The organism is Streptomyces sp. NPDC028289, assembly GCF_055565975.1.
Genome location: NZ_JBVHTI010000005.1, coordinates 199,340 through 214,436, shown reverse-complemented (window position 1 = coordinate 214,436; position 15,097 = coordinate 199,340). Strand labels below are relative to the sequence as shown.

Here is a 15,097-nt window from a genome sequence, read left to right as displayed (position 1 = left end):
GATAGAGCAGGCCTGCAATATCCCTCGCTTGCATATAGCCCGCGTCTGCAATTATTGTGAACGCACGCAAAGCGCACCTGCAATCGTCTGGGAAGGTCGTACCTCCATGCCTCTCGCGCTTCTGGCCCTCGCGATCGGGGCCTTCGGAATCGGAACGACCGAATTCGGGATCATGGGCTTGCTGCCCGAGGTCGCGGGTGACTTCGGGGTCTCCATCCCGACCGCCGGCCTGCTCGTCACCGGTTACGCGCTCGGCGTGGTCATCGGCGCCCCGCTGATGACAGTGCTGGGCACGAAGGTTCCCCGCAAGCGGATGCTGATGCTGCTGATGGGCTTCTTCATCGCCGGTAACCTGCTCACCGCCGTGGCCCCCGTCTTCGCCGTCATGCTGATCGGCCGGGTGGTCGCCTCCCTCGCACACGGCGCCTTCTTCGGCATCGGCTCGGTCGTGGCGGCCGAGCTGGTCGCCCCGAGCAAGAAGGCAGGGGCCATCGCGATGATGTTCACCGGCCTCACGGTCGCCAACGTCATCGGCGTCCCGTTGGGCACCTTCGTGGGACAGCACGCCGGCTGGCGCGTCACCTTCGGCATCATCGCCGCCCTCGGCGTCGTCGGCCTGGTCGGCATCGCCAAGCTGGTCCCCGAGCTGCCCAAGCCGCAGGGCGTGCACCTGCGGCACGAGCTGGCCGCCTTCAAGAACACCCAGGTCCTGCTCGCCATGGCGATGACCGTCCTCGGCTTCGGCGGGGTCTTCGCGGCCATCACCTACATCGCGCCGATGATGACCCATGTCACCGGCTTCGCCGACGGCTCCGTGACCTGGCTGCTGGTCCTCTTCGGCCTCGGCATGGTCGGCGGCAACCTGGTCGGCGGAAAGTTCGCCGACCGCGCCCTGATGCCCATGCTGTACGTGTCCCTGGGCTCCCTGGCCGTCGTTCTCGCCCTCTTCACGCTCACCGCGCACAGCAAGATCGCGGCCGCTGTCACCGTGGCCCTGATCGGTGCCCTGGGTTTCGCCACCGTCCCGCCGCTCCAGAAACGTGTCCTGGACCAGGCGCACGGCGCTCCCACCCTGGCGTCAGCCGTGAACATCGGCGCCTTCAACCTCGGCAACGCCCTGTCCGCCTGGCTCGGCGGCATGGTGATCGCCGCCGGCTTCGGCTACACCTCCCCCAACTGGGTCGGTGCCGCCCTCGCCGCGGCCGCCCTCGTCCTCGCCTTCCTGTCGGCCGCACTGGAGCGCCGCGACAGCGTCCCTAGCGCGGTGGTCGCCGGCGGTACACCCGCAGGACAGCGGGCGTCGGTCCACCACTGACCGCCCGCATCTCTCACCGCACGTCAGCACCATCCAAGGAGAACCATGACCACCACCACCGTCGCCCCGCTCACCACCCAGGACGCCGAGCTCCTCATCGCCGAAGCCGGTCGCGCCGCCGAGGCCGCCGGGGTCACCGTCAGCGTCACCGTCCTGGACGCCGGGGGCCATCTGCTCGCCTTCCGGCGGGACGACCACGCCGTGCTGATCTCCGGCGAGACCAGCACCCGCAAGGCCTATACGGCGCTCCAGCTGAACACCCCCACCGCCGACCTCGTCGACGCGGTCCAGCCCGGCGGCCCCTTCCACACCCTCCCCACCGCGCTCGACAGGCCGCTGCTGTTCATCGCCGGTGGTGTCCCCGTCCGGCGGGACGGCCGGCTCATCGGGGCGATCGGTGTCGGCGGCGGTGCCCCCGACCAGGACCACGGCTTCGCCTCCGCCGCCGTAGCTGCACTCGCCTGACTGCACCTCACTCGACCGGGAACGCCGGGTCCTTCCAGGGAGCCGGCGTTCGCCATGATCGAAGGCTTCTCAGCCCGCCGCGACCGTCAGTGGCGCGAACCGTCGCGTCCAGTCCCCCGGTGACTCCGTGATCCCGTAGGTCATCACCGAGTTCATGGCGACGGAGGCCAGCCCGCGGGCCTTCGCCCAGGCCAGCAGTTCCTCGTGGCGGACGTCGATGTCGGTACGCAGCGGGCGGTCGGTGTGGGCGGCGAGCGAGGCGATCAGGGACTTCGCCGTCTCCGTGTCGCGGGCGATCAGCGGTCCGACGACATGCGTGTCCATGTTGGGCCAGGCGGCCGCGTACCCGACGATCCGCCCGTCGTCCACGGCGACGCGCAGCAGGTCCGAGAACGCGGGCAGCCGGGTGATGAGCAGAGTGCGGTCGACGCCGAACACCTCCTCGTCCAGCCGGAGGATGGAACCGAGGTCCTCGGCGGTGGCTGCGCGGGTCACCATCCGCGGCTCGGGCCCGCCCGGCGTGAAGGAGCCGCGGAGCATCTCCGAACGCCCCGTGACCTTGAATCCCAACTCCTCGTAGAGCGGCCGACCGTTCGGTGTCGCGTACAGGGTCAGCGGAGTCGTTCCCGCTGCCGAGACGATGTGCCGCATCAGCCGACGTCCGATGCCCTGGCGGGCATGTCGTGCGGCGACCAGGACCATGCCGACCGCGCCGAGATGCGGGCGTTCCCTCGGGCCGTACTCCGTGATGACACAGGCGGCGACCAGGCCCCCGCCGGGGTCGTCGATGCCGTATCCCTTCCCGGCCGTGAGGAGCAAGCGCCACTTGTGTTCCTCACGGGGCCACCCCCGATCCTCGGACAAGTCGGCGCAGGCGCTGAGATCGCGTGGCGTCAGTCGGCGAATGGGCAGAGGGGCGTCGGAAGGAGTTGACACGCAGGTCAGGCTTGCCGACCGACACCCCCGGCGTCCACCTGTTTCAGGGGAGACGCACGCGCTTTTGGCCATGTGTAGTCCGCGGCTCAGTCCCTGGACAGACGCAGGACGTTTCACGTGAAACATTGCCGTATGGTCCCCGTCGGGTTGCCGCACCGAGGATCCATACGCTGCCCGTTAGCCTCGGGCCCATGGCGAGACTTCACCTCTTCGATCTTGACGGCACCTTGCTGCGCGGCAGCTCCGCACCCGTCGAGATATCCCGTCAACTCGGCCTGGAAGCGGAGACCATGGAGCTTGATCGGGCGATCTCGGCGGGACGGATAGATCCGCCGGAGTACGCGGCGCGGGTGTACACCCTCTGGGCCGAGCTGACCGAAGCCCACGTGACGGCGGCATTCGACAGCGCGCCGTGGCTCGCCCGTATCCGGGACGTCTGGGCCGAGATCAGGGAGTCGGGGGACTACTGCGCGGTGGTCTCGCTCTCACCCTCGTTTTTCGTGGAGCGTCTGCTGGACTGGGGAGCCCACGCGGCCTTCGGTTCGCGCTTCCCGGCGGTGCCGTTCGTCGAGCCCGTGGACCCGGCGGGGGCCCTCACCGCCGCGGCGAAGGTGACGATCGCGGACCGCCTGTGCGAGCAGTTCGGGGTCGGCCGGGCGGACTGCGTCGCCTACGGCGACTCGATGTCGGACAGGGAGTTGTTCGTCGCGGTTCCGGTGTCCGTGGCGGTCAATGCGGACGGACATCTCGCCGGTCTCGCGACGTACTCCTACACGGGCCGTGATCTATGGGATGCCTATGAATTGGCGCGCGGCGCCCGGTAATTGAAGGAACCGATGGTTCGCCCGTTGCCAGTTTCACGGGGGAGACAGGGGGGACTTGTGTGCACGGCGACGGCCGGTAGGGTCGACTCCGGTTAACGTCCGGGGCGGGACGCTCCCTGCGGGAGTGATTGCGGCCCATGTCACACTCTCGCCTTACTTGTCCGTACACGGGGGAATCGCGGGTTGAATGTGGTCGTGTCGGCCACGGGGCCCGACCGGGGAGAGCTGGCCGTCAACGGGGGAAAGCAAGCACCTTCCGAGTGAAGTGCGCAGACCGACCGCAAGATGTTCGAGGCGAGGGCACACCATGGACGCTCCGACCACCACGTCGGCGGGCAACGACGGGGCCGGCGGGGGCCACTGGTTCACGTCCCACGACAGGCCCGCGGTCGACTCTTCCGCCGGGCCTCCGGGCGTGGCGCCGGGGAGCGGGCAGGAACCGCCCCAGAGCCGCCCTCTCGTGCCCGCGGAGCCCCGGGAGCGAATACGGTCGACAGCGGAGCCGACGCGCCTTCAGGGAGCCCCTCAGGCCCCGCCCGCCGGACAGCACGCGGCACCCGGCTCCTTCGCTCCCGCGACCGGGCACCCCGCACCCGGCTCTTTCGGCCAGCGCGTCCCGCCGCAGCGCAGCGCACAGCAGCCGCAGGACGCCTCCCCGGACGCGATCCGGATCCGCGGCACCATGGCCGAGATCGGTCCGATCGCCGACAAGGTCACCTCGTACTTCTACGCCCTGCTCTTCGTCCGCCACCCCGAACTGCGTTCGCTGTTCCCGGCCGCGATGGACACCCAGCGGGACCGGCTGCTGAAGGCGCTGCTCACCGCGGCCGAACACATCGACAACCCGCCCGTCCTGGTCGAGTACCTCCAGAACCTGGGCCGCGGTCACCGCAAGTACGGCACCCGGCCCGAGCACTACCCGGCCGTCGGCGAGTGCCTCATCGGCGCACTGAGCAAGTACGCCACGGGCATCTGGGACCGCGAGACGGAGGCGGCCTGGGTCCGCGCGTACACGACCATGTCCCAGGTGATGATCGACGCGGCGGCCACGGACGAACTGCGTGCGCCGGCGTGGTGGCACGCGGAGATCGTCGCCCACGAGCTGAGGACCGCCGACGTCGCGGTACTCACGCTCCGTCCGGACCAGCCGTACCCCTTCCTCGCCGGGCAGTACGCGAGTCTGGAGACACCTTGGTGGCCACGGGTGTGGCGGCACTTCTCCTTCGCCTCCGCGCCCCGCTCGGACGGCCTGCTCACGTTCCATGTGAAGGCGGTCCCGGCCGGCTGGGTCTCCAACTCGCTGGTGCATCGCGCCCGCCCCGGTGACGTCGTCCGCCTCGGCCCGGCCGGTGGTTCGATGACCGTCGACCACACGCGGGACGACGGACTGCTCTGCCTGGGCGGCGGCACCGGCATCGCACCCATCAAGGCGATGGTCGAGGACCTCGCCGAACGCGGCTCGCGCCGTCCGGTCGAGGTGTTCTACGGCGCCCGTACCGACCACGACCTGTACGACATCGACACCCTGCTCCGGCTCCAGCAGAGCCATCCCTGGCTCGCGGTCCGTGCGGTCGTCGACCAGCAGGCGCACCTCCAGCTTCCCGACGCCATCCGCGGATACGGGCCGTGGATCGAGTGCGACGCCTATCTCTCCGGGCCGCCCGGCATGATCCGCAACGGGATCGCCGCGCTCCGGGCCGCCGGCATCCCCGCGCACCGCATCCGGCACGACTCGGTCGAGGAACTGGTCGTCGCCGGAGACTGACCCGTCACCCGAGATCGGGAGCGTGCATGGCCCGCACGCCCTCGATGTTGCCGTCCAGGTAGTGCCGCAACGACAGCGGTACGAGATGGACTGAGGCGATCCCGACACGCGTGAAGGGGACCCGCACGATCTCGTACTCGCCGGCGGGCTCGTCGACTTCGGGGCCGTGTCGCAGGGCCGGGTCCATGGACTCCAGCCGGCAGACGAAGAAGTGCTGCACCTTCACGCCGGTCGCGCTGCCGCTGTCACCGATGTGTTCCACGGTGTCCACGAAGCAGGGCACCACGTCGGTGATCTTGGCGCCGAGCTCCTCGTCCACCTCGCGGTGCAGGGCGTCGACGACGGTGGTGTCCTCCGGCTCGACCCCGCCACCGGGTGTAACCCAGTAGGGATCGACACCGGGCTTGGTGCGCTTGATCAGAATCAGGTCGTCGCCGTCCAGGAGAACGGCACGGGCGGTGCGCTTGACCACGGGTCGGACGGTCATGGGAGAAATGTGGCCCAGCTGGTTCCACGTGAAACATCGCGAGGCGCCACCGTACGGCCGCATTGCGTCAACCCTCGCGGAACGGTCCTCAGCCCCAGTCCGCGGACGCGTGCTGGAGCCACTCGTGCGCCCGTGCCACATGGGGCATGGCGAGCGTGCCGGTGCGCACCACAAGGAAGTACGTCCGAAGCGGGGGCACCGCGGGATCGTGCAGTGCCACGACCTCACCACGTTCCAGGGCGGCCGTGCACAGATACCGGGGCAGCACGGCGAGGCCGGCACCTGCGGCCGCACAGGCGAGGACCGCGCGCAGATCCGGCACCACGACCGTGCCCGAGGCGGCCGGACGCATGTCGAAGACGGAGCCCCAGTAGCGCGAGACGAACGGCAGCGACTCGTGGACCTCGACGACCGGGAGGTTCTCCAGGACGCCCGCGCCCTTGCCGCGTACCGCGTCCAGGCCGATCTCCTCGGACCAGCGCGGAGCGGCGACCAGTACGTGCTCCTCGTCGCACAGCGCGGTGGCGGTGAGCAGGGGGCCGCGCGGCCGGACCGTACTGATGGCCAGGTCATGGTGACCGGCGGACAGCCCCTCCAGAGTCTCCTCGGCGTTTCCGAACGAGGCACGCAGCGCGAAGCCCTGACCGTCGTCCCCGGCGAGCTCCGTGAGCGCGGGAAGCGCGCGCTCGGCGGTGAACTCTGGCGGGCCTGCCAGGTGCAGGGTGCGCACCGAGGAGTCGTCGTCGAGGCCGCGTTCCGCTATCTCCACGAGGGCGTCGAGATGCGGTGCGGCCTTGTGTGCGAGTTCGTCGCCGATGGTCGTGGGGGTCACCCCGCGGGCTTGGCGCAAGAAGAGCGGTCGTCCCAGCTGCCGTTCCAGAGTCCGGATCTGGGAGGTCACGGCCGGCTGCGAGAGGCCGAGCAGGGCGGCGGCGCGGGTGAAGGAGCCGGCCCGGTGCACGGTGACGAAGGTGCGCAGCAAGGCCAGATCCATCGCACGCCCTCCCGTTCGGCCTGCCCTTTTCCGGCCCTCGGGCAGGCCCCAACTATAAATAAGTCGATAGGTCTCTGTCGCTACAGTGATTGGACACTGACGCAGAGTCAACTAGCCTTGGTCGCGCGGTTCTTGGCGCGCGAGAACCGGGAGACGGTCCGAGCCACGAGGGGGGAGGCTCGGACCGTCCGTTATGCGTAACCCGGCCCGCGGGGGCGTCCGCAATCCGGTCACCGGTCCGACTCGTCGAGCGCCCGCAGCACATCGGCCACGAGATCTGCGGGATCCTCCGCCCCGACCGAGAGCCGGATGAAGCCCTCCGGTACGTCGTCCCCGCCCCAGCGCCGCCGCCGCTCGGCAGTGGAACGCACCCCGCCGAAACTCGTCGCATCGTCGACCAGCCGCAGGGACTCGAGGAAACGCTCGGCACGCGCACGCGTGGGCAGCGTGAAGGAGATCACCGAGCCGTAGCGGCGCATCTGCTGCGAGGCGATCTTGTGCGCAGGGTCGTCGGACAGCCCCGGGTAGCGCAGGGCCGTCACCTCGGACCGCTCGCGCAGCGCCTCCGCGAGCAGCAGGGCGGTCGCGGTCTGCCGGTCCACCCGCAGCTGGAGGGTGGCGAGGGAGCGATGGGCCAGCCAGGCTTCCATCGGCCCCGAGATCGCCCCGATGATCTTGCGCCAGCGGCGCACGGCGGCCATGGCCTCCGCGTCGCGCCCGGCGACGTACCCCAGCAGGACGTCCCCGTGGCCGGTGAGCTGCTTGGTGCCGCTGGCCACGGAGAAGTCGGCGCCCAGCGCCAGCGGCCGCTGGCCGAGCGGGGTGGCGAGGGTGTTGTCGACCGCGACCAGGGCGCCACGCGCGTGTGCCTCCTCGGCGAGCCGGCGGATGTCGCAGACGTCCAGCCCGGGGTTGCACGGCGACTCGATCAGCAGCAGCTTCGCGCCGTCCAGGACGTCGAGCTGGGCGTCGCCGGCGGTCGGCGCGGTGCGCACCTCGATGCCGTACGCCTCCAGCTGGGCACGGATCAGCGGCAGCACCTGGTAGCCGTCGGAGGGCAGCACGACCGCGTCCCCGGCGCTCAGCTGGGAGAAGAGCACCGCCGCGACGGCCGCCACGCCGGAGGCGAACACCAGCGTCTCGACACCCGCATCACCGGGTGCCTCCAACTCGCCGATCGCCCGCTCCAGATGGGTCCAGGTCGGGTTCTCATCGCGGCCGTAGGCGTACGGCCCGCTCACCTCGCCGGGCAGATGGAAGTGCGCGGCGAAGACCGGCCCGGGCAGGGTCGGCTCGTTCTTGACCGGCTCGGGCAGCCCCGCGCGCACGGCGCGCGTGCCCTCGCCCATGGTCGCCTCGCTCATGCCGCCGTTCCCTCCACCTCGGCCCGCACCGCGGCGAGCAGGCCCACGCTCGCCGCCTCCACCATCTCAAGACACTCCTCGAACCCGTCCAGACCGCCGTAGTACGGATCCGGTACGTCCAGGTCGTCAGCGGCGGCCGGGTCGTACGAGCGCAGCAGCCGCACCTTGCGCGCGTCGTCCTCGGTGGGCGCGAGGCGGCGCAGCGCCTTGAGGTGGCCGGAGTCGAGGGCGATCACGAGGTCGAGGCGGGCGAACCAGGACGCCTGGAACTGGCGGGCGGTGTGCTCGCTGTCGTAGCCGTGCTCCGCGAGGACGCGGACGGCGCGCGGGTCGGCGCCGTCGCCCTCGTGCCAGCCGCCGGTGCCGGCGCTGCCGGTCTCGACGCGGTCGTCCAGCCCGGCCTCGGCTGTGCGGGCACGGAAGACGGATTCGGCCATCGGGGAACGGCAGATGTTGCCGGTGCAGACGAAGCAGACGCGGTAGGTCATCGGGGGCTCAGTCCGCGTCGGGAAGGATCATGTTGAGAGCCCAGGACACGACCGAGATGATCAGACCGCCGAGGACGGCCGTCCAGAAGCCCTCCACGTGGAAGCTCAGGTCGAGCTTGTCGCACACCCACGACGTCAGCAGCAGCATCAGCGCGTTGACCACCAGGGTGATCAGGCCGAGAGTGAGGATGAACAGCGGGAAGGTCAGGACCTTCACGATCGGCTTGACCAGGAAGTTGACCAGGCCGAAGACCAGGGCGACCAGGATCAGCGTCCAGACCTTCTTGGCGGTGCTGTCGCCGGTCAGGGTGATCTTGTCGAGCAGCCATACGGCGACCGCCAGGGCGCCCGCGTTGGCGATCGTCTTGACTAGGAAATTCTTCATGTGTCTGATCGTGGCAGAAGAGATCGGATACGAGCAGTGGGGCGAGGGCGACGAAGGCGATGAAGGCATTCCGGCTGGACGAACTGGAGGCGGAGCGCGCCGCCAACGACGGGGCCTACCTGCAGTTCCTGCGGGAGCGGAACATGTCGGTCGGCCTCTACGCCCTCGACGCCGGCTCGCACGACCCGCAGCAGCCGCACAACCAGGACGAGGTCTACTTCGTCGTCAGCGGCCGTGCCGCGATCACCGTCGGCATGGAGACCACTCAGGTGGCGCGGGGCAGCGTGGTGTACGTCCCGGCCGGGGTGGCCCACAAGTTCCATCACATCAGCGAGGATCTGCGGGTTCTGGTCGTCTTCTCTCCCCCTGAGGCCTGACCTCGGGCCTCGGGGTTCCCTAGGGGACGGGTCAGGGGAGGACAAGGGATCCAGGGCCCCCGTACGACCCCTTCGCGGCTCTAGCATCGGGTGCAGGACATCGCATCGTGCGGGACGCACGAGACCGTACGTGCCGGAGCGCACGAGAAGGCGGAGGACAGGGCAATGCGAGAGATCTTCACAGGTCTGCCGTGGTGGGTGAAGTGGATCGCGGTGCCGGTCATCGCGCTGGTGGTGTTCGGCGGTCTGATCACGGCCGTGATCAGCTGGGTGGTCTTCCTGCTCTTCAAGCTGCTGATCTTCGTGGCCCTGGTCGGCGGACTGATCTACATCGTGCGGAAGTTCATGTCGAACTCCTCGTCGAAGAGCGACTGGTGAGGACCGTGGGAATCGGTGACCGGTAACAGGAATCACCGGTTCCCTCGGGCGAGGGAAGTTTCGCGTACGGGCCGACCGGGAGCGGCGGCGGACGGTTAGAGTCGCTGACCCCCTCGCGCTCCGGGAGTGACTCTTGGCCACGCTTGACGCCACCTCCGCACCCACGGAACATCCCCCGCCCCCGACCCAACGCAGTTCCGGCACACCCCCCGTGCAGAGGCCGGCTTCCCCGGCCGACTCCGCACAGCCGCATTCGGCCACCCTCATCGGCTCCGTACAGCGCGCGATGCGCCTGCTGGAGTGCGTCGCCGGACACGAACACGGCGCACCCGCCAAACAACTCGCCCGCGAAACCGGCCTCGCCCTGCCCACCGCCTACCACCTGCTGCGCACCCTGGTCCACGAGGGCTATCTGCGCCGTGACAGGGGGCTGTTCTTCCTCGGTGACGCGGCGGAGCGGCTGAGTAGCAGCGGAGCGCAGCAGAAACGTCGCAGCGCGGTTGTCGACACCCTCGCTCACTGGCGCGATTCGATCGGTGCCCCGGTGTACTACGCCATGTACCGGGACGGCGAGATCGAGGTCATGAGCATCTCCGACTCCCCGGCCACCCCGGCGGTCGAGGAGTGGGCCGGCTTCCGCGAGACCGGGCACGCGCACGCCGTCGGCCAGTGTCTCCTCTCCCAGCTGGACCAGGACGTCCGGCGCGACCATCTCCACCGCTACCCCGTGCGGCCCCTCACCCCGTACACGGTCCGTGACGAGCAGACGCTGCTGCGACGGCTGGAGCGGACGCGGCGGATGGAGCCGGTGCTGGAGCGCCAGGAGTACGGGCTGGGGACGGTGTGTGCGGCGATCCCCCTCACCGTCGGCACCACGGCCGCCACGATCGCCATCTCCCTCCCTCTCCACCAGGCCGACCGGCTGCTGCCCGCCGTCCGGCAGTTGCAGACCGAAGTGGGTCGGCATCTGGGGTCCCTGGCCATCGCTATCAGTATCTGAAAACTCACTCCTTGTGATCTCCCGTGTACTTTCAGCAAGATTTGACCACCATCAAGGGATAAATCCCGGCCAGTCGGTGTCATATGACGGGGTAGGCAATGCGCGAGTCCGTACAAGCAGAAGTCATGATGAGCTTTCTCGTCTCGGAGGAGCTCTCCTTCCGCATCCCCGTGGAGTTGCGCTACGAGACCTGCGATCCCTATGCCGTCCGGCTCACCTTCCACCTGCCCGGGGACGCGCCGGTGACCTGGGCCTTCGGCCGGGAGCTGCTGATCGACGGGGTGGGGCGGCCGTGCGGCGAGGGCGATGTGCACATCGCGCCCGCCGATTCCGAGGTGCTGGGCGAGGTGCTGATCCGGCTTCAGGTCGGCGGCGACCAGGCGGTGTTCCGGTCCTCGGCGCCCCCGCTGGTGGCCTTCCTCGACCGTACGGACAAGCTGGTGCCGCTCGGGCAGGAGGGCTCGCTCGCCGACTTCGACGCCCACCTCGACGAGGCTCTGGACCGCATCCTGGCCGAGGAGCCAAGCACTGGCTGAAGCGTTACGGCACGGAGTCGCGCGCCGCTCGTCCGAGCCGCGTGAGCGTGAGGACGGGCAGGAACGCTTCTGCGCGTCCGTCTGCGGCCCTTGCCGGAACGCTTCCCCAACCGGCGCACCATCCGCGCCCCCACGTCGTGGACGGCCTCCTCCCGGGCCGTCCACCGCGCCGTCACCGCTTCCGGCGCCGCCCCCGCCCGCCGCGTGCCGTGGGTGGCCCGGTCGGTGCGGCCTCCACGGACGCGGCCGGCCCGGTGCCCGGCCGGTCGGCCGACACCACCAGGGCGGCGAGCAACGTGGTGACCGGCACCGAGGCGACCAGGCCGATCGAGCCGACCAGGGTACGCACGATCTCCTCGGCCACCAGCTCGCTGTTGGCGACCGTGGCCACACTGCTCTGCGCGATCGAGAAGAGCAGCAGCAGGGGCAGCGCGGCGCCCGCGTAGGCCAGCACGAGGGTGTTGACGACGGAGGCGATGTGATCGCGGCCGATGCGGATGCCCGCCCGGTACAGTCCGCGCCAGCCCATCGTCGGATTGGCCTCGTGCAGCTCCCAGACGGCCGAGGTCTGGGTCACCGTCACGTCGTCCAGGACGCCCAGCGAACCGATGATGACACCGGCCAGCAGCAGGCCGCTCATGTCGATCGACGGGTACAGGCCGTGGATCAGGCCGGTGTTGTCGTCGGTGTTGCCGGTGAGCGCGGCCCAGTCGATGAACTCCGAGCCGAGCAGGCCGATCAGGCACAGGGAGACCAGCGTGCCGAGCACCGCCACCGAGGTACGGGCCGACAGCCCGTGGCAGATGTACAGGGCGATCAGCATGATGGCGCTCGACCCGACCACCGCCATCAGCAGCGGATTCGAGCCCTGCAGGATCCCCGGCAGGATGAACAGCGTCAGCACCAGAAAGCTGACGGCCAGCGCGACCAGGGCCATCACACCGCGCAGCCGGCCCACCACCACGACGGCGAGCGCGAAGATCCCGGCGAGCAGCGCCATCGGGAACTTCCGGTTCACGTCGGTGACCGAGTACTGCAGGTCCCTGGGCGCGGAGGGCTCGTACGCGGCCACGACCTGCTCGCCCTCGTGCAACTGCCGCGACTGGTCGGGCTGCACGATCTCGTTGAAGGTACGGCCCTTGTCCTTGCCGGTGTCGACCCGGACGGTGGCCTTCTTGCAGGTGCCGTCCCCCTCCTTCGAGGAAGTGCCGTCGGCGGTGGCGGTGTCGGCGGTCGAGCCGCCTCCGGAGGCGTTGACCGACTTGCAGCTGACCGAGACGACCTTGGTGACCGTCGCCGCCTGCGTCTGGCGGTCGAAGCCTACGCCGGTGCGCTCGTGCGGCGGGGCACCGCCGGGCCACAGCACCACCAGACCGACCACGACCGCGGCGGTGAAGGGGATGAGGATCGCCGCGATGACCTTGCGCAGATGCTTGGAGACGGGCGCGGCGGGACCGTGGCTGTGGCTGTGCCCGTGCGAATGGCCGTGACCCCCGCCGGGTCCGGATCCGTCCTGGGCCTCGCGGTGGCCGTGGGCATGGCCGTTGTCGTGATGGTGGGCATGGCTGAGGGCCTGCCCATGGATGTGTCCGTCACCGGCACCACGGCCCCCGTGGCCGGGTCCGCCGCCCTGCGGGGCGCCGTTGCCGCGCCGCGGGTCCGGGGGCGGATAGGGGTGCTGCTGTGTCGAGGTCACCGCCCGATCATCGCAAGAACGGTAGGGGCCCTCTGTTCACCGCGCCCGAATTGACGCTAGCGTGGAGGCACCTTTGCACACGCGGGAGCTCGGAGCACCGGGCTGAGAGGGCGCTGACCTCCGTATTCGCGATGTTTCACGTGGAACGTGTGATGTTTCACAGGAAACGCCGCCCGACGGAAGCCGCTGCGTCGACCGCCGAACCTGTTACCGGGTAATGCCGGCGTAGGGAGTAGGTCTCATGACCAACAAGGACGCACGCAGGCCTGCCTTCAGCCAGGACGAACAGTCCATTACGGGCGAACCGTCCCCGGAGGCCGGGAGGTCCATCGGCTGGCACAAGGGGTATGTCGAGGGCTCCCGCCCCGACCTGCGGGTGCCGGTCCGTCAGGTGCATCTCACCAACGGGCAGTCGGTCACGCTCTACGACACCTCAGGCCCGTACACCGATCCGCTCGTCGAGACCGACGTCCGCAGGGGCCTGCCGCCGCTGCGGGAGAACTGGATCGTCGCCCGCGGCGACACCGAGGAGTACGCGGGCCGGCCCGTCCGTCCTGAGGACGACGGAATCAAGCACACCTCGCCGCGCGGTGGCCTGCGCAACCTGGATGCGGTCTTCCCGGGCCGTCCGCGCCAGCCGCGTCGCAGCCGGGAAGGCGAGGCGGTGACCCAGCTCGCGTACGCCCGCCGGGGCGAGATCACCCCGGAGATGGAGTACGTGGCCATCCGCGAGAACGTTTCTCCTGCGGTGGTCCGTGAGGAGATCGCGGCGGGCAGGGCCGTACTGCCCGCCAACGTCAACCACCCGGAGATCGAGCCGATGATCATCGGCAAGCGGTTCCTGGTGAAGGTCAACGCCAACATCGGCAACTCCGCGGTCACCTCCTCCATCGAGGAGGAGGTCGAGAAGATGACCTGGGCGACCCGCTGGGGCGCCGACACGGTCATGGACCTCTCCACCGGCCGCAACATCCACACCACCCGTGAATGGGTGCTGCGCAACTCCCCCGTCCCCATCGGCACGGTGCCGCTCTACCAGGCCCTGGAGAAGGTCGACGGCAGGGCCGAGGAACTGACCTGGGAGATCTACAAGGACACGGTCGTCGAACAGGCCGAGCAGGGCGTGGACTACATGACCGTCCACGCAGGCGTGCGCCTGCCGTACGTGCCGCTCACCGCCAACCGCAAGACCGGCATCGTCTCGCGCGGTGGCTCGATCATGGCGGCCTGGTGCCTCGCGCACCACAAGGAGTCGTTCCTGTACGAGAACTTCGAGGAACTCTGCGAGATCCTCGCCGCCTACGACGTCACGTACTCGCTCGGCGACGGGCTGCGCCCCGGCTCCATCGCGGACGCCAACGACGAGGCCCAGTTCGCGGAACTCCGCACGCTCGGGGAACTCAACCGGATCGCCAGGCGTTTCGATGTACAGACCATGATCGAGGGCCCGGGCCACGTCCCGATGCACAAGATCAAGGAGAACATCGACCTTCAGCAGGAGATCTGCGATGAAGCTCCGTTCTATACGCTCGGCCCGCTGACCACGGACGTCGCGCCGGCGTACGACCACATCACCTCCGGCATCGGTGCCGCGATGATCGCCTGGTGGGGCACGGCGATGCTCTGCTACGTCACGCCCAAGGAACACCTTGGCCTGCCCAACCGGGACGACGTCAAGACCGGCGTCATCACCTACAAGATCGCAGCCCACGCGGCCGACCTCGCCAAGGGCCACCTAGGCGCGCAGGAGTGGGACGACGCACTGTCCGACGCTCGCTTCGAGTTCCGGTGGGAGGACCAGTTCAACCTCGCCCTGGACCCGGACACCGCCCGCGAATTCCACGACGAGACGCTCCCGGCGGAGCCGGCGAAGACGGCTCACTTCTGCTCGATGTGCGGGCCGAAGTTCTGCTCGATGAAGATTAGCCAAAGCATCACAGAGCGGTTCGGCGGTGCGGCGGCCGAGGGGGCGTCACCGGAGGAGGTCGCGGAGGGGATGCTCCAGAAGTCGAAGGAGTTCGCGGCCTCGGGCAACCGGGTCTACCTCCCGCTGGCGGACTGAAGCGCGTCTGCTCACGGTGCTGCTC

16 protein-coding genes are annotated in these 15,097 nt (G+C 69.5%); 9 read left to right on the top strand and 7 right to left on the bottom strand.

Features of this window, described 5'->3' with window-relative positions; genetic code table 11:
• Positions 1–106: 106 nt before the first annotated feature.
• Together ACZ4UV_RS25765 and ACZ4UV_RS25760 are read left to right on the top strand one after the other, a co-directional pair.
• Positions 107–1,315: an MFS transporter gene (locus tag ACZ4UV_RS25765; RefSeq protein ID WP_390043872.1), complete on the top strand. Its 1,209-nt coding sequence runs from the start codon at positions 107–109 to the stop codon at positions 1,313–1,315.
• Between the two features lie 45 nt (positions 1,316–1,360).
• Entirely contained in the window at positions 1,361–1,780 is a 420-nt protein-coding gene (locus tag ACZ4UV_RS25760) for a GlcG/HbpS family heme-binding protein (RefSeq protein WP_451020509.1), read from the top strand.
• Positions 1,781–1,849: 69 nt separating this feature from the next.
• On the opposite strand, the gene ACZ4UV_RS25755 is transcribed toward ACZ4UV_RS25760, so the two are convergent.
• Entirely contained in the window at positions 1,850–2,716 is an 867-nt protein-coding gene (locus ACZ4UV_RS25755; RefSeq protein WP_451020508.1) for a GNAT family N-acetyltransferase, read from the bottom strand.
• Positions 2,717–2,907: 191 nt separating this feature from the next.
• Here ACZ4UV_RS25755 and ACZ4UV_RS25750 point away from each other — a divergent pair, with 191 nt between their 5' ends.
• Positions 2,908–3,540, top strand: coding sequence for an HAD family hydrolase (locus ACZ4UV_RS25750; protein WP_467840971.1), 633 nt, complete (start codon positions 2,908–2,910; stop codon positions 3,538–3,540).
• Positions 3,541–3,847: 307 nt separating this feature from the next.
• Complete coding sequence (locus ACZ4UV_RS25745; RefSeq protein ID WP_467840968.1) at positions 3,848–5,305, top strand: globin domain-containing protein; 1,458 nt, start codon at positions 3,848–3,850, stop codon at positions 5,303–5,305.
• 4 nt (positions 5,306–5,309) lie between these two features.
• On the opposite strand, the gene ACZ4UV_RS25740 is transcribed toward ACZ4UV_RS25745, so the two are convergent.
• The 5 genes from ACZ4UV_RS25740 to ACZ4UV_RS25720 all read right to left on the bottom strand — a co-directional run bounded on the left by ACZ4UV_RS25740 (position 5,310) and on the right by ACZ4UV_RS25720 (position 9,023).
• Positions 5,310–5,792: an NUDIX domain-containing protein gene (locus ACZ4UV_RS25740; protein ID WP_294011603.1), complete on the bottom strand. Its 483-nt coding sequence runs from the start codon at positions 5,790–5,792 to the stop codon at positions 5,310–5,312.
• Between the two features lie 88 nt (positions 5,793–5,880).
• Positions 5,881–6,786 (bottom strand): LysR family transcriptional regulator, encoded by a 906-nt coding sequence (locus tag ACZ4UV_RS25735; protein ID WP_451020505.1) that lies wholly within the window; start codon positions 6,784–6,786, stop codon positions 5,881–5,883.
• A gap of 230 nt (positions 6,787–7,016) precedes the next feature.
• Entirely contained in the window at positions 7,017–8,150 is a 1,134-nt protein-coding gene (locus tag ACZ4UV_RS25730; RefSeq protein WP_451020504.1) for a cystathionine gamma-lyase, read from the bottom strand.
• Complete coding sequence (locus tag ACZ4UV_RS25725; RefSeq protein ID WP_467840963.1) at positions 8,147–8,638, bottom strand: low molecular weight protein-tyrosine-phosphatase; 492 nt, start codon at positions 8,636–8,638, stop codon at positions 8,147–8,149. The genes ACZ4UV_RS25730 and ACZ4UV_RS25725 overlap by 4 nt, the downstream gene beginning before the upstream one ends.
• Before the next feature lie 7 nt (positions 8,639–8,645).
• Entirely contained in the window at positions 8,646–9,023 is a 378-nt protein-coding gene (locus ACZ4UV_RS25720; RefSeq protein WP_451020502.1) for a phage holin family protein, read from the bottom strand.
• Positions 9,024–9,082: 59 nt separating this feature from the next.
• Between ACZ4UV_RS25720 and ACZ4UV_RS25715 the strand changes: the two genes are divergently transcribed.
• The 4 genes from ACZ4UV_RS25715 (at position 9,083) to ACZ4UV_RS25700 (ending at position 11,314) form a co-directional block, all read left to right on the top strand.
• Complete coding sequence (locus ACZ4UV_RS25715; protein WP_089100494.1) at positions 9,083–9,400, top strand: cupin domain-containing protein; 318 nt, start codon at positions 9,083–9,085, stop codon at positions 9,398–9,400.
• Between the two features lie 165 nt (positions 9,401–9,565).
• Entirely contained in the window at positions 9,566–9,778 is a 213-nt protein-coding gene (locus ACZ4UV_RS25710) for a DUF5326 family protein (protein WP_089100495.1), read from the top strand.
• Positions 9,779–9,989: 211 nt separating this feature from the next.
• On the top strand, positions 9,990–10,778 hold the full coding sequence (locus tag ACZ4UV_RS25705) for an IclR family transcriptional regulator (RefSeq protein WP_390043853.1): 789 nt from the start codon (positions 9,990–9,992) through the stop codon (positions 10,776–10,778).
• A gap of 98 nt (positions 10,779–10,876) precedes the next feature.
• Complete coding sequence (locus ACZ4UV_RS25700; RefSeq protein ID WP_093500910.1) at positions 10,877–11,314, top strand: SsgA family sporulation/cell division regulator; 438 nt, start codon at positions 10,877–10,879, stop codon at positions 11,312–11,314.
• Between the two features lie 172 nt (positions 11,315–11,486).
• Here the strand turns inward: ACZ4UV_RS25700 and ACZ4UV_RS25695 are convergent, their stop codons facing one another.
• Positions 11,487–13,010: a YibE/F family protein gene (locus ACZ4UV_RS25695; protein WP_467840957.1), complete on the bottom strand. Its 1,524-nt coding sequence runs from the start codon at positions 13,008–13,010 to the stop codon at positions 11,487–11,489.
• Between the two features lie 241 nt (positions 13,011–13,251).
• Here ACZ4UV_RS25695 and thiC point away from each other — a divergent pair, with 241 nt between their 5' ends.
• Entirely contained in the window at positions 13,252–15,072 is a 1,821-nt protein-coding gene (thiC, locus tag ACZ4UV_RS25690) for a phosphomethylpyrimidine synthase ThiC (RefSeq protein WP_467840954.1), read from the top strand.
• The last annotated feature ends 25 nt before the right edge of the window (positions 15,073–15,097 follow it).

Excerpts from the sequence above, each read along its gene's own strand:
- ACZ4UV_RS25725 (WP_467840963.1), bottom strand. The coding sequence starts at position 8,638 with ATGACCTACCGCGTCTGCTTCGTCTGCACCGGCAACATCTGCCGTTCC.
- thiC (WP_467840954.1), top strand. The coding sequence starts at position 13,252 with ATGACCAACAAGGACGCACGCAGGCCTGCCTTCAGCCAGGACGAACAG.
- ACZ4UV_RS25750 (WP_467840971.1), top strand. The coding sequence starts at position 2,908 with ATGGCGAGACTTCACCTCTTCGATCTTGACGGCACCTTGCTGCGCGGC.
- ACZ4UV_RS25760 (WP_451020509.1), top strand. The coding sequence starts at position 1,361 with ATGACCACCACCACCGTCGCCCCGCTCACCACCCAGGACGCCGAGCTC.
- ACZ4UV_RS25730 (WP_451020504.1), bottom strand. The coding sequence starts at position 8,150 with ATGAGCGAGGCGACCATGGGCGAGGGCACGCGCGCCGTGCGCGCGGGG.
- ACZ4UV_RS25745 (WP_467840968.1), top strand. The coding sequence starts at position 3,848 with ATGGACGCTCCGACCACCACGTCGGCGGGCAACGACGGGGCCGGCGGG.
- ACZ4UV_RS25740 (WP_294011603.1), bottom strand. The coding sequence starts at position 5,792 with ATGACCGTCCGACCCGTGGTCAAGCGCACCGCCCGTGCCGTTCTCCTG.
- ACZ4UV_RS25735 (WP_451020505.1), bottom strand. The coding sequence starts at position 6,786 with ATGGATCTGGCCTTGCTGCGCACCTTCGTCACCGTGCACCGGGCCGGC.
- ACZ4UV_RS25715 (WP_089100494.1), top strand. The coding sequence starts at position 9,083 with ATGAAGGCATTCCGGCTGGACGAACTGGAGGCGGAGCGCGCCGCCAAC.
- ACZ4UV_RS25765 (WP_390043872.1), top strand. The coding sequence starts at position 107 with ATGCCTCTCGCGCTTCTGGCCCTCGCGATCGGGGCCTTCGGAATCGGA.
- ACZ4UV_RS25710 (WP_089100495.1), top strand. The coding sequence starts at position 9,566 with ATGCGAGAGATCTTCACAGGTCTGCCGTGGTGGGTGAAGTGGATCGCG.
- ACZ4UV_RS25720 (WP_451020502.1), bottom strand. The coding sequence starts at position 9,023 with ATGAAGAATTTCCTAGTCAAGACGATCGCCAACGCGGGCGCCCTGGCG.
- ACZ4UV_RS25700 (WP_093500910.1), top strand. The coding sequence starts at position 10,877 with ATGCGCGAGTCCGTACAAGCAGAAGTCATGATGAGCTTTCTCGTCTCG.